Source organism: Anaerohalosphaera lusitana (assembly GCF_002007645.1).
Classification (GTDB): domain Bacteria; phylum Planctomycetota; class Phycisphaerae; order Sedimentisphaerales; family Anaerohalosphaeraceae; genus Anaerohalosphaera; species Anaerohalosphaera lusitana.
Genome location: NZ_CP019791.1, coordinates 2,777,313 through 2,802,250, shown reverse-complemented (window position 1 = coordinate 2,802,250; position 24,938 = coordinate 2,777,313). Strand labels below are relative to the sequence as shown.

24 protein-coding genes are annotated in these 24,938 nt (G+C 51.1%); 13 read left to right on the top strand and 11 right to left on the bottom strand.

Going from position 1 to position 24,938, the window contains the following annotated elements:
- Position 1: 1 nt before the first annotated feature.
- From STSP2_RS11340 to STSP2_RS11330, 3 genes are all read right to left on the bottom strand, one after another.
- On the bottom strand, positions 2 to 2,890 hold the full coding sequence (locus tag STSP2_RS11340; RefSeq protein ID WP_146662740.1) for an efflux RND transporter permease subunit: 2,889 nt from the start codon (positions 2,888 to 2,890) through the stop codon (positions 2 to 4).
- 264 nt (positions 2,891 to 3,154) lie between these two features.
- Positions 3,155 to 3,397, bottom strand: coding sequence for a DUF302 domain-containing protein (locus STSP2_RS11335; RefSeq protein ID WP_169853169.1), 243 nt, complete (start codon positions 3,395 to 3,397; stop codon positions 3,155 to 3,157).
- Positions 3,394 to 3,759 (bottom strand): PAS domain-containing protein, encoded by a 366-nt coding sequence (locus tag STSP2_RS11330; RefSeq protein ID WP_146662736.1) that lies wholly within the window; start codon positions 3,757 to 3,759, stop codon positions 3,394 to 3,396. Before STSP2_RS11330 ends, STSP2_RS11335 begins: the two co-directional genes overlap by 4 nt.
- 121 nt (positions 3,760 to 3,880) lie before the next feature.
- Here STSP2_RS11330 and STSP2_RS11325 point away from each other — a divergent pair, with 121 nt between their 5' ends.
- The 4 genes from STSP2_RS11325 to STSP2_RS11310 all read left to right on the top strand — a co-directional run bounded on the left by STSP2_RS11325 (position 3,881) and on the right by STSP2_RS11310 (position 6,176).
- Positions 3,881 to 4,327: an RHS repeat-associated core domain-containing protein gene (locus tag STSP2_RS11325; RefSeq protein ID WP_146662734.1), complete on the top strand. Its 447-nt coding sequence runs from the start codon at positions 3,881 to 3,883 to the stop codon at positions 4,325 to 4,327.
- Between the two features lie 75 nt (positions 4,328 to 4,402).
- Positions 4,403 to 4,624: a hypothetical protein gene (locus tag STSP2_RS11320; protein ID WP_146662732.1), complete on the top strand. Its 222-nt coding sequence runs from the start codon at positions 4,403 to 4,405 to the stop codon at positions 4,622 to 4,624.
- A gap of 29 nt (positions 4,625 to 4,653) precedes the next feature.
- Positions 4,654 to 4,902 (top strand): hypothetical protein, encoded by a 249-nt coding sequence (locus STSP2_RS11315; protein WP_169853167.1) that lies wholly within the window; start codon positions 4,654 to 4,656, stop codon positions 4,900 to 4,902.
- Positions 4,903 to 4,964: 62 nt separating this feature from the next.
- Complete coding sequence (locus tag STSP2_RS11310) at positions 4,965 to 6,176, top strand: ISL3 family transposase (protein ID WP_146660278.1); 1,212 nt, start codon at positions 4,965 to 4,967, stop codon at positions 6,174 to 6,176.
- A gap of 60 nt (positions 6,177 to 6,236) precedes the next feature.
- On the opposite strand, the gene fabF is transcribed toward STSP2_RS11310, so the two are convergent.
- From fabF to rpmF, 7 genes are all read right to left on the bottom strand, one after another.
- The gene (gene fabF / locus STSP2_RS11305) at positions 6,237 to 7,481 is read right to left on the bottom strand and encodes a beta-ketoacyl-ACP synthase II (protein ID WP_146662728.1); all 1,245 of its coding nucleotides are present in this window, start codon (positions 7,479 to 7,481) and stop codon (positions 6,237 to 6,239) included.
- A gap of 17 nt (positions 7,482 to 7,498) precedes the next feature.
- Positions 7,499 to 7,750: an acyl carrier protein gene (acpP, locus tag STSP2_RS11300; protein ID WP_146664056.1), complete on the bottom strand. Its 252-nt coding sequence runs from the start codon at positions 7,748 to 7,750 to the stop codon at positions 7,499 to 7,501.
- Positions 7,751 to 7,897: 147 nt separating this feature from the next.
- Positions 7,898 to 8,635 (bottom strand): 3-oxoacyl-[acyl-carrier-protein] reductase, encoded by a 738-nt coding sequence (gene fabG / locus STSP2_RS11295; RefSeq protein ID WP_146662726.1) that lies wholly within the window; start codon positions 8,633 to 8,635, stop codon positions 7,898 to 7,900.
- Positions 8,636 to 8,677: 42 nt separating this feature from the next.
- Positions 8,678 to 9,628: an ACP S-malonyltransferase gene (gene fabD, locus STSP2_RS11290; RefSeq protein ID WP_146662724.1), complete on the bottom strand. Its 951-nt coding sequence runs from the start codon at positions 9,626 to 9,628 to the stop codon at positions 8,678 to 8,680.
- A 31-nt stretch (positions 9,629 to 9,659) separates the two neighbouring features.
- On the bottom strand, positions 9,660 to 10,670 hold the full coding sequence (locus tag STSP2_RS11285; RefSeq protein WP_146662722.1) for a beta-ketoacyl-ACP synthase III: 1,011 nt from the start codon (positions 10,668 to 10,670) through the stop codon (positions 9,660 to 9,662).
- On the bottom strand, positions 10,663 to 11,676 hold the full coding sequence (plsX, locus tag STSP2_RS11280; protein WP_146662720.1) for a phosphate acyltransferase PlsX: 1,014 nt from the start codon (positions 11,674 to 11,676) through the stop codon (positions 10,663 to 10,665). The genes STSP2_RS11285 and plsX overlap by 8 nt, the downstream gene beginning before the upstream one ends.
- 2 nt (positions 11,677 to 11,678) lie before the next feature.
- Positions 11,679 to 11,867, bottom strand: coding sequence for a 50S ribosomal protein L32 (rpmF, locus tag STSP2_RS11275; protein ID WP_146662718.1), 189 nt, complete (start codon positions 11,865 to 11,867; stop codon positions 11,679 to 11,681).
- Positions 11,868 to 12,265: 398 nt separating this feature from the next.
- Here rpmF and STSP2_RS11270 point away from each other — a divergent pair, with 398 nt between their 5' ends.
- The 8 genes from STSP2_RS11270 to STSP2_RS11235 all read left to right on the top strand — a co-directional run bounded on the left by STSP2_RS11270 (position 12,266) and on the right by STSP2_RS11235 (position 21,559).
- Positions 12,266 to 12,880, top strand: a complete 615-nt coding sequence (locus STSP2_RS11270) for a hypothetical protein (RefSeq protein WP_146662716.1) — start codon at positions 12,266 to 12,268, stop codon at positions 12,878 to 12,880.
- Between the two features lie 11 nt (positions 12,881 to 12,891).
- Positions 12,892 to 13,062: a small basic protein gene (locus tag STSP2_RS11265; protein WP_146662714.1), complete on the top strand. Its 171-nt coding sequence runs from the start codon at positions 12,892 to 12,894 to the stop codon at positions 13,060 to 13,062.
- An 87-nt stretch (positions 13,063 to 13,149) separates the two neighbouring features.
- A complete protein-coding gene (locus STSP2_RS11260) occupies positions 13,150 to 14,274 on the top strand; it encodes a pyridoxal phosphate-dependent aminotransferase (protein WP_205847878.1) in 1,125 nt (374 codons plus the stop codon).
- Between the two features lie 144 nt (positions 14,275 to 14,418).
- Positions 14,419 to 16,017: an NfeD family protein gene (locus tag STSP2_RS11255; protein ID WP_146662712.1), complete on the top strand. Its 1,599-nt coding sequence runs from the start codon at positions 14,419 to 14,421 to the stop codon at positions 16,015 to 16,017.
- Between the two features lie 23 nt (positions 16,018 to 16,040).
- On the top strand, positions 16,041 to 16,544 hold the full coding sequence (locus tag STSP2_RS11250; protein ID WP_146662710.1) for an NfeD family protein: 504 nt from the start codon (positions 16,041 to 16,043) through the stop codon (positions 16,542 to 16,544).
- A 2-nt stretch (positions 16,545 to 16,546) separates the two neighbouring features.
- Entirely contained in the window at positions 16,547 to 17,626 is a 1,080-nt protein-coding gene (gene floA / locus STSP2_RS11245) for a flotillin-like protein FloA (protein WP_146662708.1), read from the top strand.
- 6 nt (positions 17,627 to 17,632) lie between these two features.
- Positions 17,633 to 18,199 carry a hypothetical protein gene (locus STSP2_RS11240; protein ID WP_146662707.1) on the top strand — a complete coding sequence of 189 codons (567 nt, stop codon included), beginning with the start codon at positions 17,633 to 17,635 and terminating at the stop codon, positions 18,197 to 18,199.
- 111 nt (positions 18,200 to 18,310) lie between these two features.
- A complete protein-coding gene (locus STSP2_RS11235; protein WP_146662705.1) occupies positions 18,311 to 21,559 on the top strand; it encodes a discoidin domain-containing protein in 3,249 nt (1,082 codons plus the stop codon).
- A gap of 212 nt (positions 21,560 to 21,771) precedes the next feature.
- On the opposite strand, the gene STSP2_RS11230 is transcribed toward STSP2_RS11235, so the two are convergent.
- Complete coding sequence (locus STSP2_RS11230) at positions 21,772 to 23,376, bottom strand: tetratricopeptide repeat protein (RefSeq protein WP_146662703.1); 1,605 nt, start codon at positions 23,374 to 23,376, stop codon at positions 21,772 to 21,774.
- Positions 23,377 to 23,724: 348 nt separating this feature from the next.
- Here STSP2_RS11230 and STSP2_RS11225 point away from each other — a divergent pair, with 348 nt between their 5' ends.
- The gene (locus STSP2_RS11225) at positions 23,725 to 24,936 is read left to right on the top strand and encodes an ISL3 family transposase (RefSeq protein ID WP_146659741.1); all 1,212 of its coding nucleotides are present in this window, start codon (positions 23,725 to 23,727) and stop codon (positions 24,934 to 24,936) included.
- Positions 24,937 to 24,938: the final 2 nt, after the last annotated feature.

The following is a 24,938-nucleotide window of genomic DNA, read 5'->3' as shown; positions in this document are numbered from 1 at the left end:
TCTATGCCCCTTTCTTATTGTTTTGAGCATTAAATATATCATTTCCAGACTCACATTTTTCTCGTCTCGATATCCTTCCGCAAAGCAATGCGGTCAGGGGGATCACTACCACCGCCAGCCACGTAAGACTGCCCCACCCCACATCCGCGTACTGATGCAGCGTCATCGCGATCAGCGTAACCAGCGTCACCGACGAAAGCAGACACGCCGCACAGTTGCATCCCGCACTAACCGCGGGTTTGGAAGCGAACAGCTTATCCTCAAACACACGCATCAGCGCCGGAAGCAGCAGCATGGTCGCCGCACCTGAAACCAGCAGTATCGTCGCAAGCAGCATGCCCACCGTCTTGTAAGGAGTCAGCGGTGCAAGCAGCAGCGGCAGGAACCCCACAGCGATAACGATGATGTTCCGCGTGATCGCCCTGGCAGGCTCAGCGAATACCGCAGGCACAGTTTCCTTCCACGAGCCGTACCGCCTGTACATGTCCTGACTCCTCGCCAGAAAATGTATCGCAAAGTCGACCGCAAGTCCCAGCGTCAGCGAACTCAATACCGCCACCGGCATATCGTAGTCCTTGCCCACCAGCCCTACAACACCGTAAATCAGCAGTATCGTCACTGTCAGCGGAACCATACACAAAAGCCCCCACAGCGATGACCTGAACAGCGTCGTCATCATCAAAAGCACGACCAGGAAGCTGCACACAAATGCTCCGACCATACCCTTAACCATCTTGTCCTGCCATATCACGTTGATGTACGTCAGGCCGAACCAGTCCGTCTCAACTCCAGCAGGCGGCGGATTCTTCTCGACAAACTCATCTACCGCTTTGACCACCTTGGTCATATCCTCATTGTCACCGCTCGTAAGCTGCAGCCACAACACAGATTTGCGATAATCAGGAGTGACGAAATGCCACAGATCCCCCGGCCGATGACCGCTCTGATACTGAAGCATGCACTCGGCAATCATGCGGGGCTCGTCGGGAACCGCGAATTTTTCCTCCTCACCGAAAAGCTCCCTGTGCACCGTCTTGATGATGTCCGCCAGCGAATTGCTCTTTCCGACCTTGCCCATATCACCAAGGGCCCTCTGCAGCTTCTCCTGGTACTCCAGAACCTCTGGCTGCTTGAACACGTGCAGTTCCTGTGCAGCCTGATCTATTACCCTGCCAAGATCGTCCCAGACGAACATCGAAATGTCTTCGTTCTTTTTCGCCAGCTCGTCCACTCGCTCGCTCAACTGCTCCAGCGCAACCGCTTTAGAATCCGCGTCGCTGAATACTCCTTCAACGGTCCCGGAAACTATCTCTGCCGCCTTTTGCAGCTCCTCGTCATCACTGTACTGCTGCGTGAATTCATCAAGACGGTTGATAAATTGTTCTCTGGCCTCGGCAGGCTCATACTCATCCTCCGGCGCCTCCATCGTCAGATACGCCATGTAAGTCCCGCCGAAATGATCGTTCAGCACCCTGTCCGCAACCCTGATCGGATGCGACTCAGTAAACCATTTCACCGGGTTGTCATTTATATTTATCTGCGAAATGCCGTAAACAGCCACCGCGAAGACCACCACCGCCCCGGCCAGAATCGGCTTGGCCCATCTGTACGTAAGCCCGCCCACGGCATGCAGAAAACGTCCGATCGGCGTATTGTCCTTCTGCTCGTCACCCGTTGATTTCTTGCCGAATTCCTCCAGCTTTTCAGGCTTTATGAACATCACGTACGCGGGTATGAACGTCATCGTCAAAAACCATGCGAACATAATGCCTATCGCAACAAACACGCCGAACACTTGCACAGGCGGTATCGGCGTAAGCGCAAGCGATGCAAACCCTGCCGCAGAAGTCAGCGATGTATAAAGCATAGGCTTGAATAGCTCATCCATCACCTTCAGGATCGTTTCCCGCCTGTCCCTGGTCTCCTGGTACAGCTCGAAAAACTCGCTAATAATGTGCACCGAGTCCAGCACCGCGATCGGCATTATGAAAATCGGTATCATGCTGGACATGATATGTATCGGGAACCCGCTTATGATCAGCAGGCCCATGGTGAATATAACGGACGCGATCGCTACGATCATAGGCGATATGATCAGCACCAGCTTGCGGAAGAACACCAGCATCAGCAGAAATATGATCACCATCGCCGTCGGAGCCGATATCGCCATCTGGATGAACATCTCCACCCCGAACGTATCCTCCGCAACGGGCAGACCCGTTATGTGATAATCCTCCTGCCCGCCGATCTCCGCTATCTTATCCCGCAGAGCCTGCGAAACCTGGTAGCTGTAATCCTTGCTGGTCAACGGCAGGTAAAGCGCTATCGCCTTGCCGTCCTCACTGACCATGGTGCCCTTGAAAAACGGTATGTCCAGCGCCTTGTCTCGAACCGCAAGCGCCTCCTCCTGCGTCTGGGGCGGTTCGGGCATCAGCCACTCCAGCTTGATCGAACCCAGCGAACCCTGCTCTATATTGTCAACCGTCGAAGGCGCGATCATATCCACCGCCACGACCCCGCCCATCTCGCCATCCTCTTCTTCCCACTGCAGGGTTTTGGCAAAATCGCTGATTTCGTTTATGTTTTCGAGGGTTTCGGGGTTGAAAACGCCATGCTCGTGCTCCTCGTTGACCACACCCACCACGACCATGTCGTAAAGTGAAAACTCTTCCTTCATTCGGTCGTGGAATACGCGGACCGGTTCATCCTCGGGCAGCATGTTCTCAGGGTCAGTGTCTATCTTGATCTCATTTAGAGGGCCGAACCCTCCCGGAATGACCGACGGCAGACCTGCCAGCAGGATTATCAGAACACATACCCCAGCCAGCCCCCATGCCGTAGACTTGTGGTTTTCCAGTGCTGCCTGAGCGAGTTTTCGCTTGATCTTCATGCTAATGATTCCCGTAACTAACGTTCGTAAGCTCTTTTTTCGAATGGATTTACGTAAAAGCAAACTGACTTGCGACGTCATCTTTCAGCAACCATATACCTTAAAGTGTACTGGTGATGTCGGATAGGTCAACAGTAAATCCGCCTGATCAAATATACATTTTGAAATAAGACAATGATCCCCAATCGCAAAGAAAAATCTAAATGCCCAACAATCGTAAGTCTCAATCAGTCAGACACTTATAAAACTAACACGTCCGCTGCCTCACTCTTTGAGCAGCCCTTTGAGGATTTCATGCTCGTCCTTTACGACCTGGCCGCCCATGACTTTGGCTATGTTTCCGCCGAACATCTTGCCCATCAGACCAAGATTGATCTTTGACAGGTACACTTTCCCGGAATCATCCTCCCACACCGACATCGTGCAGGGCATAAAGCAGGATGTGTGGCGGTCGGTGGTGAGAATATCCGCCGCATACTCGGGTTTGCAGAGCTGAACGAGGGTCACGCCGAGAGTGCCTCTATGGCGCCGATGTTTTCGCCTCGTGAGTCCCTGACGGGCTTGCTTGTGCGTACTACCGGGACCACTGAGCCGTCCTTGCGGCGGATCTCGCATTCCATTTGGTGTTCGCTGTCTTTGGGCAGATGGGCACAGATGGAGGTTGCCGGTGAGCCTTCATCGCAGATGGTGAGCTTGAGATTTTCGCAACCTGAGCCCAGGACCTCGTCGGCGGTGTAGCCGGTGAGCTGCTGAATGGATCTGTTCCAGTATATGATCCGGCCTGCGTTGTCTATGATGAAGACCGAGCAGGGAATGGTCTCGAGGAGTGCCCGTTTGAAATCGTCGTTTATGTTTTCAATGCCGCTCATTCTATTCAAAGTCTCCCTTGGTTACGGTGTGTGTTAGAGTATAGCAAATAGGGATCGTTTTGTCGAGAAGAGTAAGCGTGATTACGGCAAATAGGCACAATATACCTTGACTGTGTCCGGTTTGGCGGTATACTACTGGTACCACTACGATGGACTCGGCAGCGTGGTTGCTCTTTCAAATTCCAGCGGCAGCATCGTCGAAAAGTACTCCTACGATGCGTTCGGTGTGACCACTATCCATTCGCCGGTCAATGGCATCTGGGGTGACGGGGACGATGTTACACTTTCAAGCTCAGCATACGGCAACCCCTACATGTACACCGGCAGACGCTACGATCCCGAGACCGGCCTGTACTACTACCGCGCCCGCATGTACAGCCCAACCCTCGGCCGATTCCTCCAGCCCGACCCCATAGGCTACGCCGACGGCATGAATATGTACACATACGTCGGAAATAATCCGCTTAACTTTGTGGATCCGTGGGGGTTGTGTGGAAAAGATCATGATGAAGCAGAGACCGAAGAGATATTAGCTGAGGTAAGAGCTTTCCCTTGGCACCCATCGTAGCATGCTACCAATGGGAAATATGATTTTTCTGGCAATGGCCGTCTTAATGACACATTCATTGTCGATGGAAAGGTTATGAGTGCAAATGAATTTGGAAATTACATTGCAGGTTATGCAGGAGTGTATCACTTAGGTTATGGCGGTTGGATAGGTATGCGTCTTGCGGGTAATTTCTATGCTAATCAAGGGAGATTTTGGGAACGAGAAGACGAGGAAAGTATTAGGGATATTGACAGTGGAGCCGGTGATGCCTGGGGAGACCGATTGGAAGATGACATCCGTAGAAATTTGCCATAATATCTTTGATAGAACTGGAAGGTACAAAGATGAAAAAAACAGCAATTTCAGATTTTTCAATAGTAGTATGGTGCTGTCTTTTTGTTGCTTTGTTATGTACTTATGCTACATGGCATCTCTTCTCTTTCAAAGAGGCGTTTACCCTTCTTATCGGAAGTTATCTTGCTTATATAGCTTTATTCTTGTGTGGTTTTTCTGCGGTATTGATTTTTTTTGTTGAAAGTATTAGGCGGCATACCTTAAAAAATAAGGTTCATCACGGAATATCGGGGAAATAGACATCAACGGCAGTACTTTGTAGCTTTTAGTTACCCGACTATTAGCTCAAAGGAGACTGCCGTTGACTGGACAACATCTTATCAAAAAACTCGGCCAATGGGAAGGATATCGTGTTGGAACTGTTGGGCCTGCTAAGAAAGGCCGTGAATTCTGGGTCGAATTGATCCCGGAAAATGGATTCGGAACCTGTGACGGCTGCGGCCAGGAATGCAGCAGCGTTCACGAGACCGTCCAGCGTTGGATCCGCGATCTGCCGGTCTTCGACAAGACTACCCACCTGCTCGTTCACCGAAGGCGTCTGCTGTGCCCCAGATGCGGGCCGAAGCTTGAACGAATCTCCTGGCTGGACCGTTACAGCCGCCACACCACCCGGCTGGTAGAATCGGTCGCCCGGCTGTGTGATGTGATGAGCATAAAGCATGTGTCTGAGTATTTTTCGCTGTCCTGGTCGACCGTCAAGGACATCCACAAGCGTCATCTCAAGAAGAAGCTCGGCCCTGTCGACCTGTCAAATGTCGAGCTGCTGGCGATGGATGAATTTGCCATTCAAAAGGGCCACAGATATGCAACGGTCATCATCGACCCGACCTGCAAGAAAGTGCTCTGGGTGGGACGAGGGCGTTCGAGAGCCTCTATCAGGCCATTCTTCGAAATGCTCGGCGACCGCTGCAAAGACATCAAAGCAGTAGCGATGGACATGAACGCCAGCTTCGAGCAGGAGGTTCAGCTGCATTGTCCGCAGGCTGAAATAGTTTATGATCTGTTCCATGTCGTGGCCAAGTACGGCCGTGAAGTTATCGATCGGGTCAGGGTCGATCAGGCCAATCGGCTGAGAGACGACAAGCCCGCTCGCAGGGTGATCAAGGGTTCGCGATGGCTGCTGCTTCGCAATCGTGAGAACATCGAAAAGCCCGAGGATCTGGTTCGCCTCGATGAGCTGCTGGCAGCCAACGAATCGCTGATGACGACCTATGTGATGAAGGACGATCTCAAGCTGCTGTGGAATCTGAGCGATCGCAAGGCCGCCGAATCGTGCTGGGGTCAGTGGCTCGATCGAGCCATGCAAAGCGGGATTGAGCCGCTGATGAAGTTTGCCAAAAGGCTGAGCAAATACGCCGCCGGAATCATCGCACACAGCAGATGGCCGCTGCATACGTCACTGCTGGAGGGGATCAATAACAAGATCAAAACCATCAAGCGACAGGCATACGGCTACCGAGACGATGAATATTTCTTCCTGAGAATAAGAGCAGCATTCCCCGGTATTCCGTGATGAACCTAAAAAAAGCCCCGACGAAGCGGGGCTCTGAAAAACTTTAGGCTCGGAAACTAATCACACCTTGCCGACTACCAGACTGCAGTTATGTCCGCCGAAACCAAGCGAATTACTCATCGCGTAGTTGACTTCCTTCTCTCGAGCATCCTTTGGCACAAAGTCCATTTTGACGTCACATTCCGGATCGACGTTTTCAAGGTTCGCAGTAGGAGGTATCACACTTTCCTTGATCGCCTTGGATGTCGCGATCAGCTCAACACCGCCGCTGGCACCCAGCAGGTGACCAAGACAGCTCTTAGTAGAACTGACAGCCAAATTGTAAGCGTCGTCACCGAAAACCTTACGAATAGCCTTGCTTTCAGCGACATCATTCAACTGCGTACTTGTCCCGTGAGCGTTGATATAGTCGATCTGCCCGGGATTGAGACCGCTGTCCTTCAGTGCCAGCTTCATAGCCTCACCAGCTCCGAGACCTTCCGGCTCAGGTGCTGTAATATGATGAGCGTCACCAGTCGCGCCATACCCAAGCAGTTCGCAGTAAATATCAGCACCGCGTTTTTTGGCGTGCTCGTATTCCTCGATGACGACGATGCCGGCACCTTCGGAAAGCACAAAACCGTCACGATCCTTATCAAACGGACGTGATGCATTGGTCGGATCATCGTTACGCGTACTGAGCGATTTCAAAGAGCAGAACGAAGCAAGACCGATCGGCGTAAGAGCTGCTTCACTGCCGCCCGTAACCGAAATATCACTTCGGCCGGACAGAACATTGTAGAAAGCTTCACCAATCGCATTACCCGCAGAAGCACATGCAGTCACCACACACATGTTCGGGCCCTTGAGCCCATAGTGTATAGAAACACACCCGCTCGCTGCGTTGCCCATCAGCTTCGGAACACAGAAGGGCGATACCTTCCTCGGTCCCTTTTCAAGCAATCTGATGTGCTGCTCTTCGATCTCCTTGAGGCCTCCAATGCCCGAACCGATGATCACACTGGTCCGTTCGGCGTCTTCACCCTCAAACTTCAACCCGCTGTCTTCGACAGCCTGAATAGCAGAGGCAAGTGCCATCTGCGTGAAACGGTCCATTCGTCTGCCTTCGCGGGTACTTATCCATTCGGAGATCTCAAAGTCCTTGACTTCGCCACCGAACTTGACGGGGTATTCTGCGGTGTCGAAGCATTCGATCTTGGATATTCCGCTCTTGCCTTCACAAAGTGAGGCGAAAAGCTTATCCGAAGATGAAGCCAGCGACGTTACACAGCCCAAACCTGTTATTACTACTCGACGTCTGCTCATGAGATTCTATAGTTTAGTTATTCGTTCTCGTTGGCGACCTTAACGATATAGTCAATAGCCGCTCCAACCGTCTGGATCTTCTCAGCTTCTTCATCAGGAATGCTCGTATCAAAAGCATCTTCAAATTCCATGACGAGCTCGACAGTGTCCAGCGAATCCGCATTAAGATCATTGATGAAGGAAGTGTCGCGAGTAACTTCGCTCTTATCGACACCCATCTGTTCGCTTACGATCTCGATCACCTTGGCTTCGATCTGTGCAACATCAATATCAGCCACTGGTATCTCCTTTAAAATCAAACGGTTAAATATCTTTTCTCAAATACGATTTGGGCCACTCAGCCCAACTTTACCACACTTTTCCGCGGTAATATACCGGCGTTGTGTCATCGTTACAAACACTTTTTTACATTTTTCTTACATTGCCATCCCGCCGTCAACGCAGAGCACCTGCCCTGTGATGTACCCTGCGTCATCGCTTGCAAGAAATGCTACTGTTTTCGCAATATCTTCGGGTTTACCGAGCTTTTTCATGGGTATAGCCTGCATTGCAGCCTTCTTGACCGCATCAGCGAGTACTTCCGTCATCTCTGTCTGTATAAAGCCCGGTGCGATACAGTTGGCGGTTACGCCTTTCTTGCCCACTTCGCGTGCGATAGACTTCGACATACCGATCAAACCCGACTTGCTAGCCGCATAGTTGGCCGAACCTGCCTGCCCCATCACGCCTGCAACGGAGCTGATATTGATGATTCTGCCGAACTTGTTCCGGATCATCGATCGCAATACAGCCTTGGTCGCCATAAACGCCGCACGCAGATTGACGGACATCAGAATATCATAGTCGTCCTCGTCCATCTGCATCATCAGTTTATCCCTGGTAATCCCGGCGTTGTTGACGAGAATACCGATCCCGCCGCCGTCTTTGTCGATCTGGGTCAGAGTTTCGGTCAGCTTCGCAGTGTCTGTTATGTCAACCGCTGCGGTCTTGACCTGATAACCCGCCTCGCCGGACGCTTTCTCAAGCTCAGCGAGCTGTTCTGTATTAATGTCCAGACCAACAACATCGTGGCCCTGATTCAGAAGTTCCATTACTATCGCTCGTCCGATGCCTCTTGCGGCACCTGTGACGACTGCTAATCTCTTATCAGACATCTTGTTACTTTGCTCCAACTATCAAAGAATGATATTCTTGTTCTATTTACCGGAGAGCTTGGCCTGGAGGTCCTTTACAGCCTCTGCCTTGCTTATATTCTTAACCCGTGTCTTGCGGTGGATTCTTCTCATAAGGCCAGTCAAAACCCTTCCCGGGCCGATCTCATAAAACTCTTCCACGCCCTCGCCCAGAAGCTTCTCCATGCATTTCTGCCAGAGTATAGGCTTGACGAGCTGATTAACCAATCCGCTGCGTATTGACTGCGAATCACTGTAATAATCCGCCGTCACATTTGCGATCACCTTGGTATCCGCAGGCTCGTTGACATCGCAGCTATCCAGAGCGTCCTTGAGTTTGTCTCCGGCAGGGGCCATCATCTCAGTGTGAAACGCACCGGCGACCTTCAATTCTACCGCCTTCATCGCGCCGTATTTCTCAGCAAGACCCAACGCTCGCTCGCAGGCGCCCTTGGCACCGCTCACGACGACCTGGCCGGGGCAATTGTAATTTGCGCCCTTGAGCAATTCGCCCTGTGCGGCTTCTTCGCACAGCTCATCGACCTTTTCAGGTTCCAGTCCAATGATGCTCACCATCGAGCCGTCAGTCGCGTCGGCTGCTTCCTGCATCGCGTTGCCGCGCTTCTGCACGAGCTTCAAGCCGTCCTCAAAGCTGATCACGCCTGCTGCATAAAGTGCCGTATATTCACCCAGACTCAACCCCGCTGTAACATCAGGCTTGATGTCCTTTGTCTCAGGCAGCGTTTTCAGCAGTTCCAGTATCGCAGCGGACATCGTGAAAATTGCAGGCTGTGAAACGGTCGTGCTGTTAAGTTTTTCATCAGGACCGTTAAAGCAGATGTCACGAAGATCGTAGCCGACAATGCTGTTGGCCTTTTCGAACACTGACGCACAAACCTCGAATTCCTCCGCGAGATCCTTTCCCATGCCCACGAACTGAGCGCCCTGTCCTGGAAACAGAAATGCTGTCTTCATCCTGAACCTTCCTCAAAATTTCAGCGACTGGCTACAGTTGAATAACCGTAGCTCCCCACGTCAGCCCCGCACCAAACGCAGCGAGCAGAATTGTGTCGCCTGATTTCACTTTTCCATCCTTGATGCAATCATCCAAGGCCAGCGGTATTGACGCTGCCGATGTATTGCCGTACTTCTCAATATTAATAAAGACGTTGTCCTTGCCGAACTTGAGCCGTTTAGCAACAGACTCAATAATTCTTGCATTCATCTGATGCGGAATAAACATGTCAATGTCGCTGATATCGAGGTTACATTTGTTCAGACATTCATTGACAAGTTCGACAATACGCCGTACAGCCGTCTGATAAACTTCCCGGCCGTTGAGATTCATATAAACCTTCTTAGGATCGTCAAGCGGCTTGCTGACCGGGTGCCTTGAACCATACGCCTGGCAATTCAAGGCCGTCCAGCCGCTGCCGTCGGACCAGCTGCAGCTATACTTAACGCCTGCATCACCTTGCTCGGATTTCTTGAGCACCACTGCGCCTGCACCATCGCCGAAAAGTACGCAACTGTTGCGGTCCTCGTAATCAGTTATCTTGCTGAGCGTTTCAGCACCGATAACGAGTACATTGTCATACTTGCCGCAAGTTACAAATCGCGTGGCAACCGAAAGGGCGTAAACAAACCCGCTGCACGCAGCCGAAAGATCAAATGCCCATGCATTTTTTGCACCGATCATATCCTGCACAAAGCATGCCGTGGACGGAAACACCATCTCCGGCGTTATGGTCGCACAGATTATCAGATCCACATCTTCTGCCGAAACGCCTGCGTCCGCAAGGGCCTCTTTGGAGGCACTTGCCGCCAGCGTCGCAGTGGTATCGTCATCACCGGAGATGTGACGCACCTTCATCCCGGTACGCGTGCTGATCCACTCGTCGGATGTATCGACGATTTTGGTCAGATCCTCATTGGTCAATGTATTTTCCGGAACCGCGCTGCCAGTGCCTGCGATTACGGCATTGAAATATTCGCCTGCTAACTTTGCCTCATTCACTGTTAGGCCTCACTGTGGAAGTCGACAAGTACTCGACAATCGCCTCGTTTATTTCCATATTAACGAATTTTTTGGACGCCATAATAGCGTTTTTGATGGTACGACTCTTGCTGGTACCGTGACAGATGATGCTGTTGCCGTTAACGCCAAGCAAAAGGGCACCTCCGTACTCGTGATAGTCATACTTCTGATAGATGCGCATCATAACGGGCTTGAACTTCATTGCAAGCCTTAAACCTTCGTCCAGCAGTTCCTGCTTTATAGCACGAAACAGGCCGTCTACCAGGCCCTCTGTGAGCTTGAGTACGACATTGCCGACAAATCCTTCGCAGATCGCGACATCGCATGTGCCGTCAAAAATATCACGGCCTTCGATGTTGCCGATAAAGTTTATATTCTCGTCGGCATCGAGCAGCTCTCTGGTCCTCTTGACCAGTGTGTTGCCCTTACCCGCTTCGGCCCCGATACCCATCAGAGCTACTCTGGGATTCTCAATGCCCAGCATACGCCTTGCATAAACGCTCGACATAACTGCGTACTGATACAGATTAATGGGTTTGCACGCAACATTGGCACCCACATCGCAAACCGTCACAGGTCCGCCGAACGTAGGCAGTGTCACAGCGATGCCCGGTCGGTTCACACCTTCCAGGTTTCGCATGCGAAGCTGGCATGCAGCAACGCAGGCTCCGGTATTGCCGGCCGATATAATTGTGTCAAACTCCCCGGACGCAGCCATTTTGGCCATAAGCGCGATCGAGCTCTTCTTCTTCTTGCGAAGAGCTTCCACTGGAGCTTCGTCCATGCCTATTATCTCAGGCGCATCGACCACCGACAAGCCGGAGGGGAAACGCCATTTGGAAGGCAAATGAGGCTCAATCTTCTCTTTGACACCGATAAGAACGAGCTCGTCTTCCTTGTCGAGGCACTTCCTTGCTTCCAGCACACCCTTGACTATCTCGTCAGGGGCATGGTCGCCACCCATAGCGTCAACAGCAATACGCATTTTTAGCTCGTTTCCTCCTTGCCGAGCTCGAGAGTGATCTTCGAATTAACATAGCCGCATTTGTCGCATGCAGCGTGAGGCAGTTTTGCATTGCCGCACTTGGCGCAAAGCGAATAGTTCGTAGCACCCAGAGCGTGGTGACTGCGTCTGGTACGTGTACGCGCCTTGCTGATTTTCTTCTTAGGTAACATGGTAAAATACTCCGTCTTGAGCTTACATTAAGATCAGATACAATAAAGCTTTACGCGAACAAGGGAATAGATTGCAGTCAATCTGCACCCCGTTAGCTGTCTGCAACTCTATCAATAGCCGATTTATTAACAAACCGGCACCGCAGAGTAAAGCAAATAATTGAAAAGATGACTAATTAGCTTGCTGATGGCTGTTTGTCAAGGTAAAATACTGCACAAATTTGTACCTTCAGCCGATTTTGAGGTTGCATGCCGCATTCAGTTCTACTAAACTGACGGTTTACCGGTACAGGCAAGTGGATTCTGTGCGCTTAACAACCACTTATCCGCCTCTGGCTGTACGTATTAGATATTGGAGTGTCGCCATTGCTATGGCCAAAAGACGCCCAAAAAAGGTATTGTATGAAGTTGCTGTCTCTCGCTCTGACAGTCAGGACCGGGTTGACCGCAAAGAGCGTTCAGCTCGCCGGGCTAAAAGGGCTGTCTCAGAGCTGGTAAGCCTCAACTGGTCGAAGTTGAAGATACCGGCCATAGCCTTTTTTGTTGCACTCGGCATAGTAATAGTGCTTTCACAACTGAATAAAGAAGACAGACAACAGCCGGCAGGGTCCGATTCTGGTGCGGTTGCATCTCCTCGACAGCCGGCCCAAACGGGCGACAGAACTAGTAGTGAATCGACGGCATCCAGCGGTAATGCGTCTGAGATCCACGTTACTGGCGGCACAATAATAGATCAAGCTGACAAGGATAACGCGATAGTTATTGCCAGCAACTCAGACAAGAAGCAGTTGCAGGCCGTTCAGGAGTTTTTTGCCGGCCACGGCATTGGCTCCGAGTTGATCGGGACCGGCCGGACCTGGTTGTTGGTTAGCAGCGAAAAATATGCCGGGCTCTCTGATATGAAACGCCCGATCGCAAATATAAAAAAGGTTGGAAAGGATTATGATCCGCCCGAGGGTTATAAACCTTTTTCGTTTAATACAGTATATGGAATTAACGAAAGCAAGTTATAGGAGTTTTGACGATGTCTATTGACCGTTCACTGAAAATCAAGAGTGCTTTGAGCAGACACCGCAATGTTCTTTCAAGAGCAGAACGCATCAAAAGGCTGAAGCAGGAAGACCGCTGGAGCGAAGGTGACGGCGTGACCGGCCTGCCAAAGGTCGGCAACCGTAAGGGCCCAGTAGGGAAGTAAGTCTTCAGGTTTTTTAGACTTCATGCCGCCTTGGCTGCGCTTACGTTGTGCCCAGGCGGCTTTTTTTGCGCATAGTAAGGAGTTATCATGGATATGCAGAACGTACTTGCTGACAGAACGGCAGCTATTGACGCCAGCGGTATACGTAAAGTTTTCGCACTGGCGGCCTCGCTCAAGGACCCAATCAATCTTTCGATCGGCTTGCCGGACTTCGACGTACCCGAACCGATCAAAGAACGAGCAATAAAGGCTGTACAAGATGGTGCAAACCGTTATTCACAGACAAACGGCGATGCAGAACTGCTGACTAAGCTGCAGGGACTTGTAAAAGAGGACTATGGCTGGAATGATCCCGAGGTGCTGGTAACCTCAGGTGTCAGCGGTGCTTTGCAGCTTATTTTCATGTCGCTCATAAACCCCGGCGACGAGGTCATCGTTCCCGACCCGTATTTCGTGATCTACAAGCACATGATCAACATGCTCGGCGGCAAGTGCGTATTCGTGGACACCTACCCGGACTTCAAGCTCCCGGCTCAAAAGGTTGCCGATGCCATCACACCCAAAACAAAGCTGATCATACTCAATTCGCCTTCCAACCCCACCGGAACCGTCTATTCCGATGAGGACCTTCGCGGCATCGCAGAAGTAGCCGAAAAGAACGGCACCATCGTCATGAGCGACGAAATATATGATGCCTTCTGCTACGACGAGCCGTGCCCGAGCATCGCCAACCATTATGACAAAACGATCCTCGTTAAAGGATTCAGCAAGGCATACGCAATGACCGGCTGGAGGCTCGGCTACGCTGCCGTAAAACCGGTACTCAAACCTGTACTCGAAGAGATGATCAAAATACAGCAGTACACGTTCGTCTGTGCACCCACGCCTTTCCAGAAGGCAGCAATAACAGCGATCGATACTGACATATCCGGCTACGTCGCCGACTACAAGGTCAAACGCGACCTGGTTTACGAAGGCCTCAAGGACGATTTCGAGCTCGTAAAGTCCGGCGGAGCGTTCTACACATTCGTAAAGGCCCCTGATTCTTATGACTCAGCCACCGCATTCGTGGAAAAGGCCATCGAAAACAATGTACTCATCATCCCCGGCAATGTCTTCAGCGAAAAGGACACGCACTTCCGCATCAGCTACGCGACGACAAACGACAAGATCAAACAAGGCCTCGATATCCTGAGAAGTCTTGCAAAATAGGCTTATGGCAAATCATTCACAAATGCCGACAGGTTTTGCCGCTTGTCGGCTTTTTTTACGCGCAAATAGATTAAACTGACATAACCCCCACTTAAACCCAATTTATACTTGCCAGCCACGCACAACCCCGCTAGAATCTCCATTATGAGGACACACCATTGCAACTTTAACAGATTTCTTCTGACTCTGGCACTTCTCTGGCTGTGCGTCTGCCTCGGAAGGGCGGTCACGGCACAATCCGAGACCCAGAATGAGTCCGGGAACGGCGACTCACCCAATGTCACGACAACACAATCAGCCAGAATCCCCTGCAGAGGCCTGATCGACGATGGACTCTTCGAATCAATAAAGCGAAGAACCACCGAAGCCGTCGAAAACGGGGCGACTTATCTATTCTACGAGATAGACACCTATGGCGGACTGGTCAAATCAGCCGATGATATTTCCAAGTACCTGATACTCAAGGTGCCGTCACTGTATCCTGATGTCCACACAGTAGCCTATGTCTCCACCCAGGCAATCTCCGCCGGCGCGATGATCAGCGTTTCCTGCCAGGACATCATAATGCGTGAAAACACAACGATCGGCGATTCAGCACCGATCGTAATGGGCGGCAAACTCGAAGGCGTCGAACGTGAAAAGCAGGAAAGCTTTATCCGCGCCATATTCGAACGAGCCGCCGAGGCCAACAACTATCCCGAGCCTCTGCTAAAGGCGATGGTCTCTCAGGGCATTGCCGTTTACCGGGTGAAGAACCTCGAAACAGGTGAGTTCGAATTCTTCGAAGCAGAAAACCTGCCAGAGGGCTCGCAAAAGTACGCCCTGGACGAAAAGGAACTCATCATTTCAGACGAAAGGATACTGACCCTCACAGCCTCCGACGCGGAAAAATACGGCGTCGCAAGGGCGGTCGTAGACGATTTCCAGGGCGCCTTAGATTTCATCGCCGAGCGCGACGGCATCAAATTCACTGGCGATACAATAATTTACAAACCGAACTGGTCCGAGCAGATGGTCCGCATGCTCAACTCCCCAGCCGTCGCCAGCATACTTGTAATGCTCGCCTTACTTGGTGCATACATCGAGCTAAATACGCCAGGCCTCGGACTGCCCGGCCTCGTAGCAGTGATCTGCGTTGTCACTCTGGTCGGCAGCAAATACCTCATCGGCATGGCAAACTGGGTCGAGGTCGCCATACTTGTACTGGGCCTGATTCTGCTCGCGGTGGAGATATTCATCATACCAGGTTTCGGCGTCGCGGGTATTGCCGGCATAATCTGCATCGCGCTGGGCATCTTCGGCATGCTGATCAGAAACGCACCGGATGAGATCCCATGGCCGCAAACCGAATTCGACTGGGACCTGTTCATACAGGGCATGCTCAGCATGCTCGTCGGCTTCATCGCGTTCATCGCGGGCGCAATCGCGGTAGGGCGTTTCCTGCCGAAAATACAATTCCTGAGCGGGCTGATTCTGTCCCCGGCGTCAACAAGTGATTTCGCAACCGCCGAAATTTCTGCAACACCTGAAGTCGCTGCTTCCGACTTCCAGAAAGTCCACGTCGGCGACACGGGTGTTGTTACCTCCCCGCTGAGACCTTGCGGCAGCGCTCGGTTCGGCGATGTCGTCGTCGATGTTGTCGCACAGGCACAGTTTCTGCCAAGCTCAACACCGGTCGAGATCGTCGAGATCCACGGCAATCGAATAGTTGTCAAAAAATGTTCCCAGCAACAAGAGGACTGAAAATTATTTGTCAGGAGTAAACAATGGATTGGTGGCTTCTGCTGGCCATATTCTTATATCTGGTTTCCGCGGCCCTGTTTGTAGCCGAGGTATTCGTGCCGTCGGGCGGCATAATCTCGATATTCGCCCTGACAGCCTTAGGTGGTGGCGTCGCGCTATTCTTTCGTCACAGCACAGAAGCGGGCATCGGCGGCGTAGTACTTGCAATTGTCCTGATACCCGCAACACTGATATTTGCTTACAAACAGTTCCCAAAAACAAAATTCGGCAAGTCGGTCACACTTCAGCCGCCGACACGCGACCGCGGCGATGCGGTCCCGGACGGAGACAGGCTGAGCAAATTGACCGGCCAAACCGGAATAGTACTCTCAGCCATGAGACCGGTCGGGCAATGCGAATTCGACGGCAAAAGAATCGAATGCGTTGCTGACCGCGCTTATGTGCCCAAAGGCAAAAAAGTAAAAGTAATACGCGTGCAGGGAATGAAAGTTACCGTACGACCAATTGAATCAGAGGAAAGGGTTTAAAAATGTTAGACGCTCTTACTACCGTGTTGGCCGCATCTGCGGCGGGAAGAATCTTTTTCATCGCACTGGCGATCATTGTCGGTGTGTTCCTTTTAATATTCGCTTTTGTCATAGCGGTATTTTTCAAGTTATGGCTGCAGGCAAAGCTGTCCAGAGCAGATGTTCGCTTTTCTGAACTGATCGGCATGTACCTGCGAAAGGTCGAGCCCCGTACGATCGTGCTCAGCAAGATCACAGCGATTCAGGCAGGCATTGAAATCAGTACGCGTGAACTCGAAAGCCATTACCTTGCCGGCGGTCGCGTGCCGAACGTGGTCCGCGCCCTCATCGCAGCCAATCGGGCAAACATCGAATTGACATGGAATACCGCCACTGCGATCGACCTGGCCGGCCGCGACATCCTTGATGCTGTGCAGACTTCGGTAAACCCGAAAGTCATCGACTGTCCAAATCCCACCCAGGGCCGTTCGACCGTAGATGCGGTTGCCCAGGACGGCATCCAGCTAAAAGCCAAGGCCCGCGTAACTGTCCGTGCAAACATCGAACGTCTTATCGGCGGAGCGACTGAGGAAACCATCATCGCCCGCGTCGGTGAAGGTATTGTGACAACTATCGGCAGCGCAGTCAACCACAAGAGCGTTCTCGAAAATCCGGACAACATTTCCAAGGCTGTGCTGGAAAAAGGTCTCGATGCCGGCACCGCGTTTGAAATTCTCTCGATCGATATCGCGGACGTGGACGTCGGAGACAACATTGGTGCCCAGCTGCAGAAGGCCCAGGCATACGCCGATCAGGAACGTGCCAAGGCTGAAGCTGAAAAACGCAGGGCAATGGCGATAGCTCGCAAGGAAGAGATGAAGGCGCTTGTTCACGAAAACCGTGCAAAGGTCGTCCTCGCAGAAGCCGAAGTTCCAAAGGCGATCTCGCAGGCATTCCGTGACGGACACCTTGGCATCATGGATTATTATCGTATGAAAAACATCAATTCCGATACAGCCATGAGAGATGCGATAGCCGGCACATCGGACGAAGAGCAGCAGGAACAACAGAAACGTCGCCAGGGAGAACGCGAAGAGGAATAGTAGATCATGGTGGATTTTCTTACATATATTATTATAGCGGACAACGGGCCGCCTGACTTCAGTTGGGTGATACCGGTTATAGTGTTCTTGCTCTACATTATTGGCGGTATCGCCAAGTTCTTCCAGCAGCAGAAGAAAAGTTCGCCGGCGAAACCAGCCAAACAGCCAAGAAGCCCGCGTGATGTGAAATCACCCAGGGAAGAAACTAAGGGCAGAACGCTGCAAACGGAATCGAGGGCGTCACGAAAAGCGCGTCGTGATGAGGATAGACATGTGACGCCTCATCGCGCAGATGAGGAAAGCCCCTGGCAGCGACTGGCACGCCAGAAGCGTGAAGAGGCCCGTGAGCTTGCAAGGACCGGTCTTAAGTCCGAAGAGATACAGCAGACACCCGAGATCAAGTCGATGGAGCAAGCCATGCAGGAAAGCGAACAGCAGGGCATGGAGGTGCCGAGTCTGACACGTGATATCGCCAAAGGGCTCCAGGATCCGCAGTCATTGAGAAAGGCAGTCATCTTTTCGGAAATACTCAAGCCCCCCGTCAGCATGCGTGACGACAGCGGCTGGGTATGATTAGCTCGCCTATAAGTTAAACTGCAACTAGTGAAACCTTCAAAGGGATCCGACTTCTGGTCGATCCCTTTTATTTCAGGGCATTGAAACCATATCTGTAAAGGACTTGTAATGAAAAAGCTGTTTGTAATTTTTTTGATATTCGCATGCTCAGGAGTGTTCTGTTTTGCTTCTGTAGACAGAATGAACCTCTCCGGCCAATGGAAGGTACAATTGCAAAGCAGGGCCGACCAAAAAACATGGGATCCACACGTACAGGCTCAAACAGTACAACTGCCCGGCTCGCTCACCGAAAACGGCCTGGGCGAAAACATTACCATGGAGACCGAATGGACCGGCGGCACACAGAACAGTCCCTGGTTCACGAGTGACGATTATGCAAAGTATCGCCAGGAAGGGCGTGTCAAGGTTCCTTTCTGGCTGACACCCGTTAAATATTACGTCGGGCCGGCATGGTATCAACGCGAATTCAAAATTCCTGATGACTGGCAGGGCAGGTATGTCTATTTAAATCTGGAACGTTGTCACTGGGAAACCAGAGTCTGGCTCAACGGCAAAGAGATTGGTGTCCAAAACAGTCTCGGCACACCCCATCGTTATTCACTTGGTAATCTTAAACCGGGCAAGCACACGATGACTATCTGCGTGGACAACACAGTAAAGATCGCGGTTGGTGATGATGCACACAGCGTCTCCGATCATACCCAGACAAACTGGAATGGCATCGTTGGTGACATTTATCTTGGAAGTACCGATTCCGTGACTATAGATGACGTGCAGATATATCCTGACACTGACAAACGAATTGCGAGCGTTAAGATCAGCCTCAAGAATTTTGCTAACGTCAAAGGCAATTGCAGATTGAAGCTTTCGGCCCATTCGGCCACCTCGGGCACCAGCCATACACCCGACGAAATTAATGTTCCTGTCAATCTCACCGGCCAAAAAGAACAGATTGTCGAGGTCACTTACAAAATGGGCGAGGACAGTTTGCTTTGGGATGAATTCTCGCCGAATCTATACAAGATGGTCACACAAATCGAAGGTGAAGACTTTTCTGACTCCCAAGATGACACGTTCGGTATGCGCGAGGTCACTGCAGATCAAACACAAATCGCAATCAATGGCCGCAAGACATTCCTCCGCGGAACACTGGAGTGCTGCATATTCCCTCTGACAGGCTACCCGCCAACCAACGTAGATGCATGGAAACGCATAATCAGCATATGCAAAGAGCATGGATTGAATCACATTAGATTTCATTCGTGGTGCCCCCCGAAAGCTGCGTTCATAGCGGCCGACGAAGTCGGCTTCTTCCTGCAGGTAGAATGTGGTGCATGGGCGACAATCGGCAATGGTCAGCCTATTGACCAGTTCATCTATGATGAAGGCGACAAAATACTTAAAGAGTACGGCAACCATCCATCCTTTATCATGATGGCATATGGTAACGAACCGGGCGGCGGCAATCAGAAAAAATATCTCGCTGAATTGGTAAATTACTGGAAGAAAAAAGACGACAGACGCCTTTACACCAGTGCCGCGGGCTGGCCTTTAATACCTCCGAACGACTTCCATAGCACTCCAGGACCGCGAATACAGGCTTGGGGAGCAGGACTGCGAAGCAGGATCAACGCAAAGGCTCCTGAAACGACAACTGATTATTCGAACTGGGTCAAAAGGTATGATAAACCGCTCGTAAGTCACGAGATAGGACAATGGTGCGTTTTTCCAAACCTCGAAGAACGTAAAAAATATACCGGCGTCACACGTGCATATAACTTTGATATTTTCAGTGACAGGCTTGAAGAAAACGGCCTGCTGGACCAGGCACATGATTTCCTGATGGCCTCGGGCAAGCTCCAGACAATTTGTTACAAGGAGGACATTGAATCGTCACTGAGGACGCCTGGCTTTGGTGGTTTCCAACTGCTTGATCTGCACGATTTCCCCGGGCAGGGGACTGCACTTGTAGGGGTGTTGGACCCCTTTTGGGATGAAAAAGGATACGTCACTGCAGAAGAATATCACCGCTTCAGTTGCGAGACCGTACCGCTGACGAGAATGGAAAAACGCGTCTGGACCAGCGACGAAAATTTCAAAGCGAGTGTCGAAATTGCCAATTATGGCCCGAGTCCGATCGAGGATGCAGATATACTGTGGACTGTTAAATCTGCAGACGCCAGGACTTTTGCTTCAGGTACTTTCAAAGGCAAGCATCTGAAGATAGGCAATACAGGAATGATCGGCAATATCTCGTTGCCGCTCACAGAGATCAAAGACGCATGTAAGATGAACCTTGAAGTGACGATCGCCGGCACGGAATACGTCAATGATTGGGACTTCTGGATCTATCCTGCGAACATATCAACCCAGGTACCTGGACAGATATATATCACAGATTATCTTGATGAAGCTGCCGTAGCAAAGCTTAAAAAGGGCGGTAAAGTACTCCTGCTGCCCGAACGCGGGATGCCGGCAGGTGATGAGCTTGGAAAAGTTAAGATCGGTTTTTCGAGTATCTTCTGGAACACAGCATGGACCCGCAGACAGGCGCCTCATACACTGGGCATAATTTGTGAACCTGACCACCCTGCCTTAGAAGTATTCCCGACCGATTATTACTCCGACTGGCAATGGTGGGATATAATAAGCAAGAGCGATGCAATGATCTTGAATGATCTGCCCCCCGGACTGCGTCCCATCGTGCAGGTTATTGACGACTGGGTTACGAGCCGTCGTTTGGGCCTGGTTTTTGAGGCAAAACTTCATGCGGGTAAATTGCTCGTATGCAGCGCGGATATTCAGAACGTTCTCCAGGAAAGGCCTGCCGCTCGTCAACTGAGGGCTAGTCTGCTGAAATACATGAATTCCGGAAAATTTACTCCCGAAATAAGGATCACCGAGGACCAGATTAAAGGCATATTTAAGTCTGAAAAGCAACTTACTAAGCTTAGAGCGAATGTCCACGCCGACAGTGAAGCAAGCCAGAACCCAGCTAGAAATGCATTTGACGATGACCCAGCAACAATCTGGCACACACCTTGGGGAGAGATCGAAACTGATTACCCGCACCATATCGAAATAACTTTGCCGAAACCAACTACTGTAACCGGCCTCAGAATCCTCCCAAGACAGGATTCAAACAGCAACGGCGACATCAAAACTATAACAGTCCAGCTAAAAGCAGACAACAATTGGCAAAGCATCGCGAGCCTGACCGAACTGTCTTCCGACGATGACTGGAAGACAGTCGAGTTTGGAAAGACTTACACAACCGCCGGAATTCGTATCATTTGCCTAAGCCCACAAACACAAAATTCCCCGTGGGCATCAATTGCTGAGATAGACCTTGAATGATACCCACATAACATAAAGCATCACTGAGGACCAAACCCTGAAAGTGAGATAACATTGAACGTCCCATAATATATGTTATGTTGCATTGGGCTAAGATTCGATCTATGGGCATGGATTTCAGCCAAAATCTGCTTTATGGAACACTCAGGAAGGATTTTTGGTTTTTAGCTGTACACTGATTAAGTGCATCCGAAGCTAATTCAGTCAGCCGTTCAGCTCTGACTGAGTGTGCCTGTAGCTAATTCTGTCAGTCGTTCCCAACTTGCGACGGCGCGATCCATCAGCCCGAGGTTTTCCAGAACAACCTCGATGTTCACTACGACCTCCGCGCCTGCGATCCTTTCCTGGACGTGATTATTGAGCGTGCCAAGTGCGTCGGCAAATTTGCGGCGGTCACAGTATAGCAGCGCCGTCTGGTAATGCAGATTCAATGATTCACGTTCCAGCGAATCCAGTGTTGTCAGATTGTTTATGGCCCGGCGCTTTTGATCCATTTCGAAAAGACACATTGTCAGTTTGGTCCTCGCGCGATAATGCGTGGGATTTATTTGCAGTGCCTTTTCAAATGCTACCCGAGCCTGCTCGCGATCACCAGCGGCAAGCATCAATATGCCGTACTTATACTGACCATCCGCACTGTCCGGCTTATGAAGTATTTTCTTTCTGTGTGCATCCAGTACACGCTTGAGAAGCTGTCCTGAGCCGCTTTTGTAATCGCAATCCTCGCCTGTGTGCCTCAAAATGGCTAATAGATTCAAAGATGCAGTTTCGGCAAACAAAAGAACCGTATTTTGCTGAATTGCGGACGCCAGCGACAACGTCCCATAAGCTGCATCGCTGTCTCCGGACAGTTCTTGTGCCGCAGCCAGACCGGCATATGCATCCACGATCTCATCGTTGATCTCCACAGCCCGGTTGAACTGGGCCGCTGCGGTAACATATCTGCCCTGGCGCAAATGGTGCGTACCAAGTTTTATAGCTGCTTCCAGATAATCTGGCTGGAGCTGAAGGGCCCTTTCAAGGTGTACCTGAGCGGTCGAACCGTCCCCGGCAGCCTTGTATATATCGGCCATTCTTACGTGCAGATCTGGCATTTCACCCATCTGATCCATCAGCCATTGTACTCTTTCCAGTGCATAATCGTAGTTACCCTGTTCAACGAGCTCTGCTTCTTCGGGTTCTGAAGGATCGGAAAAATTGTCCGGATGTGACAGAATGGCCATATTGAATGAGTCGGCGGCGAGGTGCCACTGATGATCGGCAGCCAAAAGATAGCCAAGGATAACTTGTGAGGAGACGTCATTGGGATATTCAGCCACCAGACGCTGATACTCGTCTATTACACGGTCCAGACGTCCCTGCCGGAAGAAAATCGCTGCCAGCCGTTGTCTTGGGAGTTGAAGGTGGTTTTTAAATTTCAGACAGTCCTGATAAAAAGCTATCGCCTGTTCGTGGTCGCCCAGCCTTTCGTGACAGTAGCCTATTGCGTATAAGACCATTGTATTATTGGGTTTAGAGCGATACGCGTCCGTGAGGATCTCCAGGGCCTGGGGTATCTTGTGCTCATGGAACAGACCGGCCACGTCGGCCATTTTGCCGAATATACAGTCTGGATTCTCAAACTGATAGAATCGGAGTGTTTCGCGGGCTTTTTCGAGCTCCATCTGGCCCAGGAGCTCAATAACCGTTTGCAGTTCGCCTGTAGATGGTGTTGAATCGGGTCCATTTGCTGACACCAGAGTGTTAAGCCAGTGCCATATCAGATCTGCTGTATTTATGGAAATACCCTTGCCGAAAATCTCTAAGAGCTTGCTCATACGACCTCATACCAAAGTCATAAGTAATCATTTGATTGCAGTATGAAGGTCATCGACTACAAGAGCATGCCGCTTAAAGCAGTTCTGGACTTGTGATACGAATTTTCAGGCAGTGTATGCGTACCAGTTGCTTTTGTGCAGATTGTACGGTTTGGGCGGGAATTATGGTGCTGAGAAACTAAGCAGAACTGAGCAAAAGTGGGCACAAAACGAGCAAAAGGTATGCAAAAGTATGAGAAAAAGGGGAGAAAATTTTTAGGTTCATCACGGAATACCGGGGAAATAGACATCAACGGCAGTACTTTGTAGCTTTTAGTTACCCGACTATTAGCTCAAAGGAGACTGCCGTTGACTGGACAACATCTTATCAAAAAACTCGGCCAATGGGAAGGATATCGTGTTGGAACTGTTGGGCCTGCTAAGAAAGGCCCTGAATTCTGGGTCGAATTGATACCTGAATATGGCCATGGAATTTGCGACGGCTGCGGCCAGGAATGCAGCAGCGTTCACGAGACCGTCCAGCGTTGGATCCGCGATCTGCCGGTCTTCGACAAGACTACCCACCTGCTCGTTCACCGAAGGCGTCTGCTGTGCCCCAGATGCGGGCCGAAGCTTGAACGAATCTCCTGGCTGGACCGTTACAGCCGCCACACTACCCGGCTGGTCGAATCGGTCGCCAGGCTGTGTGATGTGATGAGCATAAAGCATGTGGCCGAGTATTTTTCGCTGTCCTGGTCGACCGTCAAGGACATCCACAAGCGGCATCTCAAGAAGAAGCTGGGCCCTGTCGACCTGTCGAATGTGGAGCTGCTGGCGATGGATGAATTCGCCATTCAAAAGGGCCACAGATATGCAACGGTTATCATCGATCCGACCTGCAAGAAAGTGCTCTGGGTGGGCCGAGGGCGTTCGAGAGCCTCTATCAGGCCATTCTTCGAAATGCTCGGCGACCGCTGCAAAGACATCAAAGCAGTAGCAATGGACATGAACGCCAGCTTCGAGCAGGAGGTTCAGCTGCATTGTCCGCAGGCAGAAATAGTTTATGATCTGTTCCATGTCGTGGCCAAGTACGGCCGTGAAGTGATCGATCGGGTCAGGGTCGATCAGGCCAATCGACTACGAGACGACAAGCCCGCCCGCAGGGTGATCAAGGGCTCGCGCTGGCTGCTGCTTCGCAATCGTGAGAACATCGAAAAGCCTGAGGACCTGGTTCGCCTCGATGAGCTGTTGGCCGCCAACGAGTCGCTGATGACGACCTACGTGATGAAGGATGATCTCAAGCTGCTGTGGAATCTGAGCGATCGCAAGGCCGCCGAATCGTGCTGGGGTCAGTGGCTCGATCGAGCCATGCAAAGCGGGATTGAGCCGCTGATGAAGTTTGCCAAAAGGCTGAGCAAATACGCCGCCGGAATCATCGCACACAGCAGATGGCCGCTGCATACGTCACTGCTGGAGGGGATCAATAACAAGATCAAAACCATCAAGCGACAGGCATACGGCTATCGAGACGATGAATATTTCTTCCTGAGAATAAGAGCAGCATTCCCCGGTATTCCGTGATG

Coding starts and splice junctions, on each gene's coding strand:
- STSP2_RS11340 (WP_146662740.1), bottom strand. CDS start 2,890: ATGAAGATCAAGCGAAAACTCGCTCAGGCAGCACTGGAAAACCACAAG.
- STSP2_RS11330 (WP_146662736.1), bottom strand. CDS start 3,759: ATGAGCGGCATTGAAAACATAAACGACGATTTCAAACGGGCACTCCTC.
- STSP2_RS11320 (WP_146662732.1), top strand. CDS start 4,403: ATGAGTGCAAATGAATTTGGAAATTACATTGCAGGTTATGCAGGAGTG.
- STSP2_RS11315 (WP_169853167.1), top strand. CDS start 4,654: ATGAAAAAAACAGCAATTTCAGATTTTTCAATAGTAGTATGGTGCTGT.
- fabF (WP_146662728.1), bottom strand. CDS start 7,481: ATGAGCAGACGTCGAGTAGTAATAACAGGTTTGGGCTGTGTAACGTCG.
- fabG (WP_146662726.1), bottom strand. CDS start 8,635: ATGTCTGATAAGAGATTAGCAGTCGTCACAGGTGCCGCAAGAGGCATC.
- fabD (WP_146662724.1), bottom strand. CDS start 9,628: ATGAAGACAGCATTTCTGTTTCCAGGACAGGGCGCTCAGTTCGTGGGC.
- plsX (WP_146662720.1), bottom strand. CDS start 11,676: ATGCGTATTGCTGTTGACGCTATGGGTGGCGACCATGCCCCTGACGAG.
- rpmF (WP_146662718.1), bottom strand. CDS start 11,867: ATGTTACCTAAGAAGAAAATCAGCAAGGCGCGTACACGTACCAGACGC.
- STSP2_RS11265 (WP_146662714.1), top strand. CDS start 12,892: ATGTCTATTGACCGTTCACTGAAAATCAAGAGTGCTTTGAGCAGACAC.
- STSP2_RS11260 (WP_205847878.1), top strand. CDS start 13,150: ATGGATATGCAGAACGTACTTGCTGACAGAACGGCAGCTATTGACGCC.
- STSP2_RS11255 (WP_146662712.1), top strand. CDS start 14,419: ATGAGGACACACCATTGCAACTTTAACAGATTTCTTCTGACTCTGGCA.
- STSP2_RS11250 (WP_146662710.1), top strand. CDS start 16,041: ATGGATTGGTGGCTTCTGCTGGCCATATTCTTATATCTGGTTTCCGCG.
- floA (WP_146662708.1), top strand. CDS start 16,547: ATGTTAGACGCTCTTACTACCGTGTTGGCCGCATCTGCGGCGGGAAGA.
- STSP2_RS11240 (WP_146662707.1), top strand. CDS start 17,633: ATGGTGGATTTTCTTACATATATTATTATAGCGGACAACGGGCCGCCT.
- STSP2_RS11235 (WP_146662705.1), top strand. CDS start 18,311: ATGAAAAAGCTGTTTGTAATTTTTTTGATATTCGCATGCTCAGGAGTG.
- STSP2_RS11230 (WP_146662703.1), bottom strand. CDS start 23,376: ATGAGCAAGCTCTTAGAGATTTTCGGCAAGGGTATTTCCATAAATACA.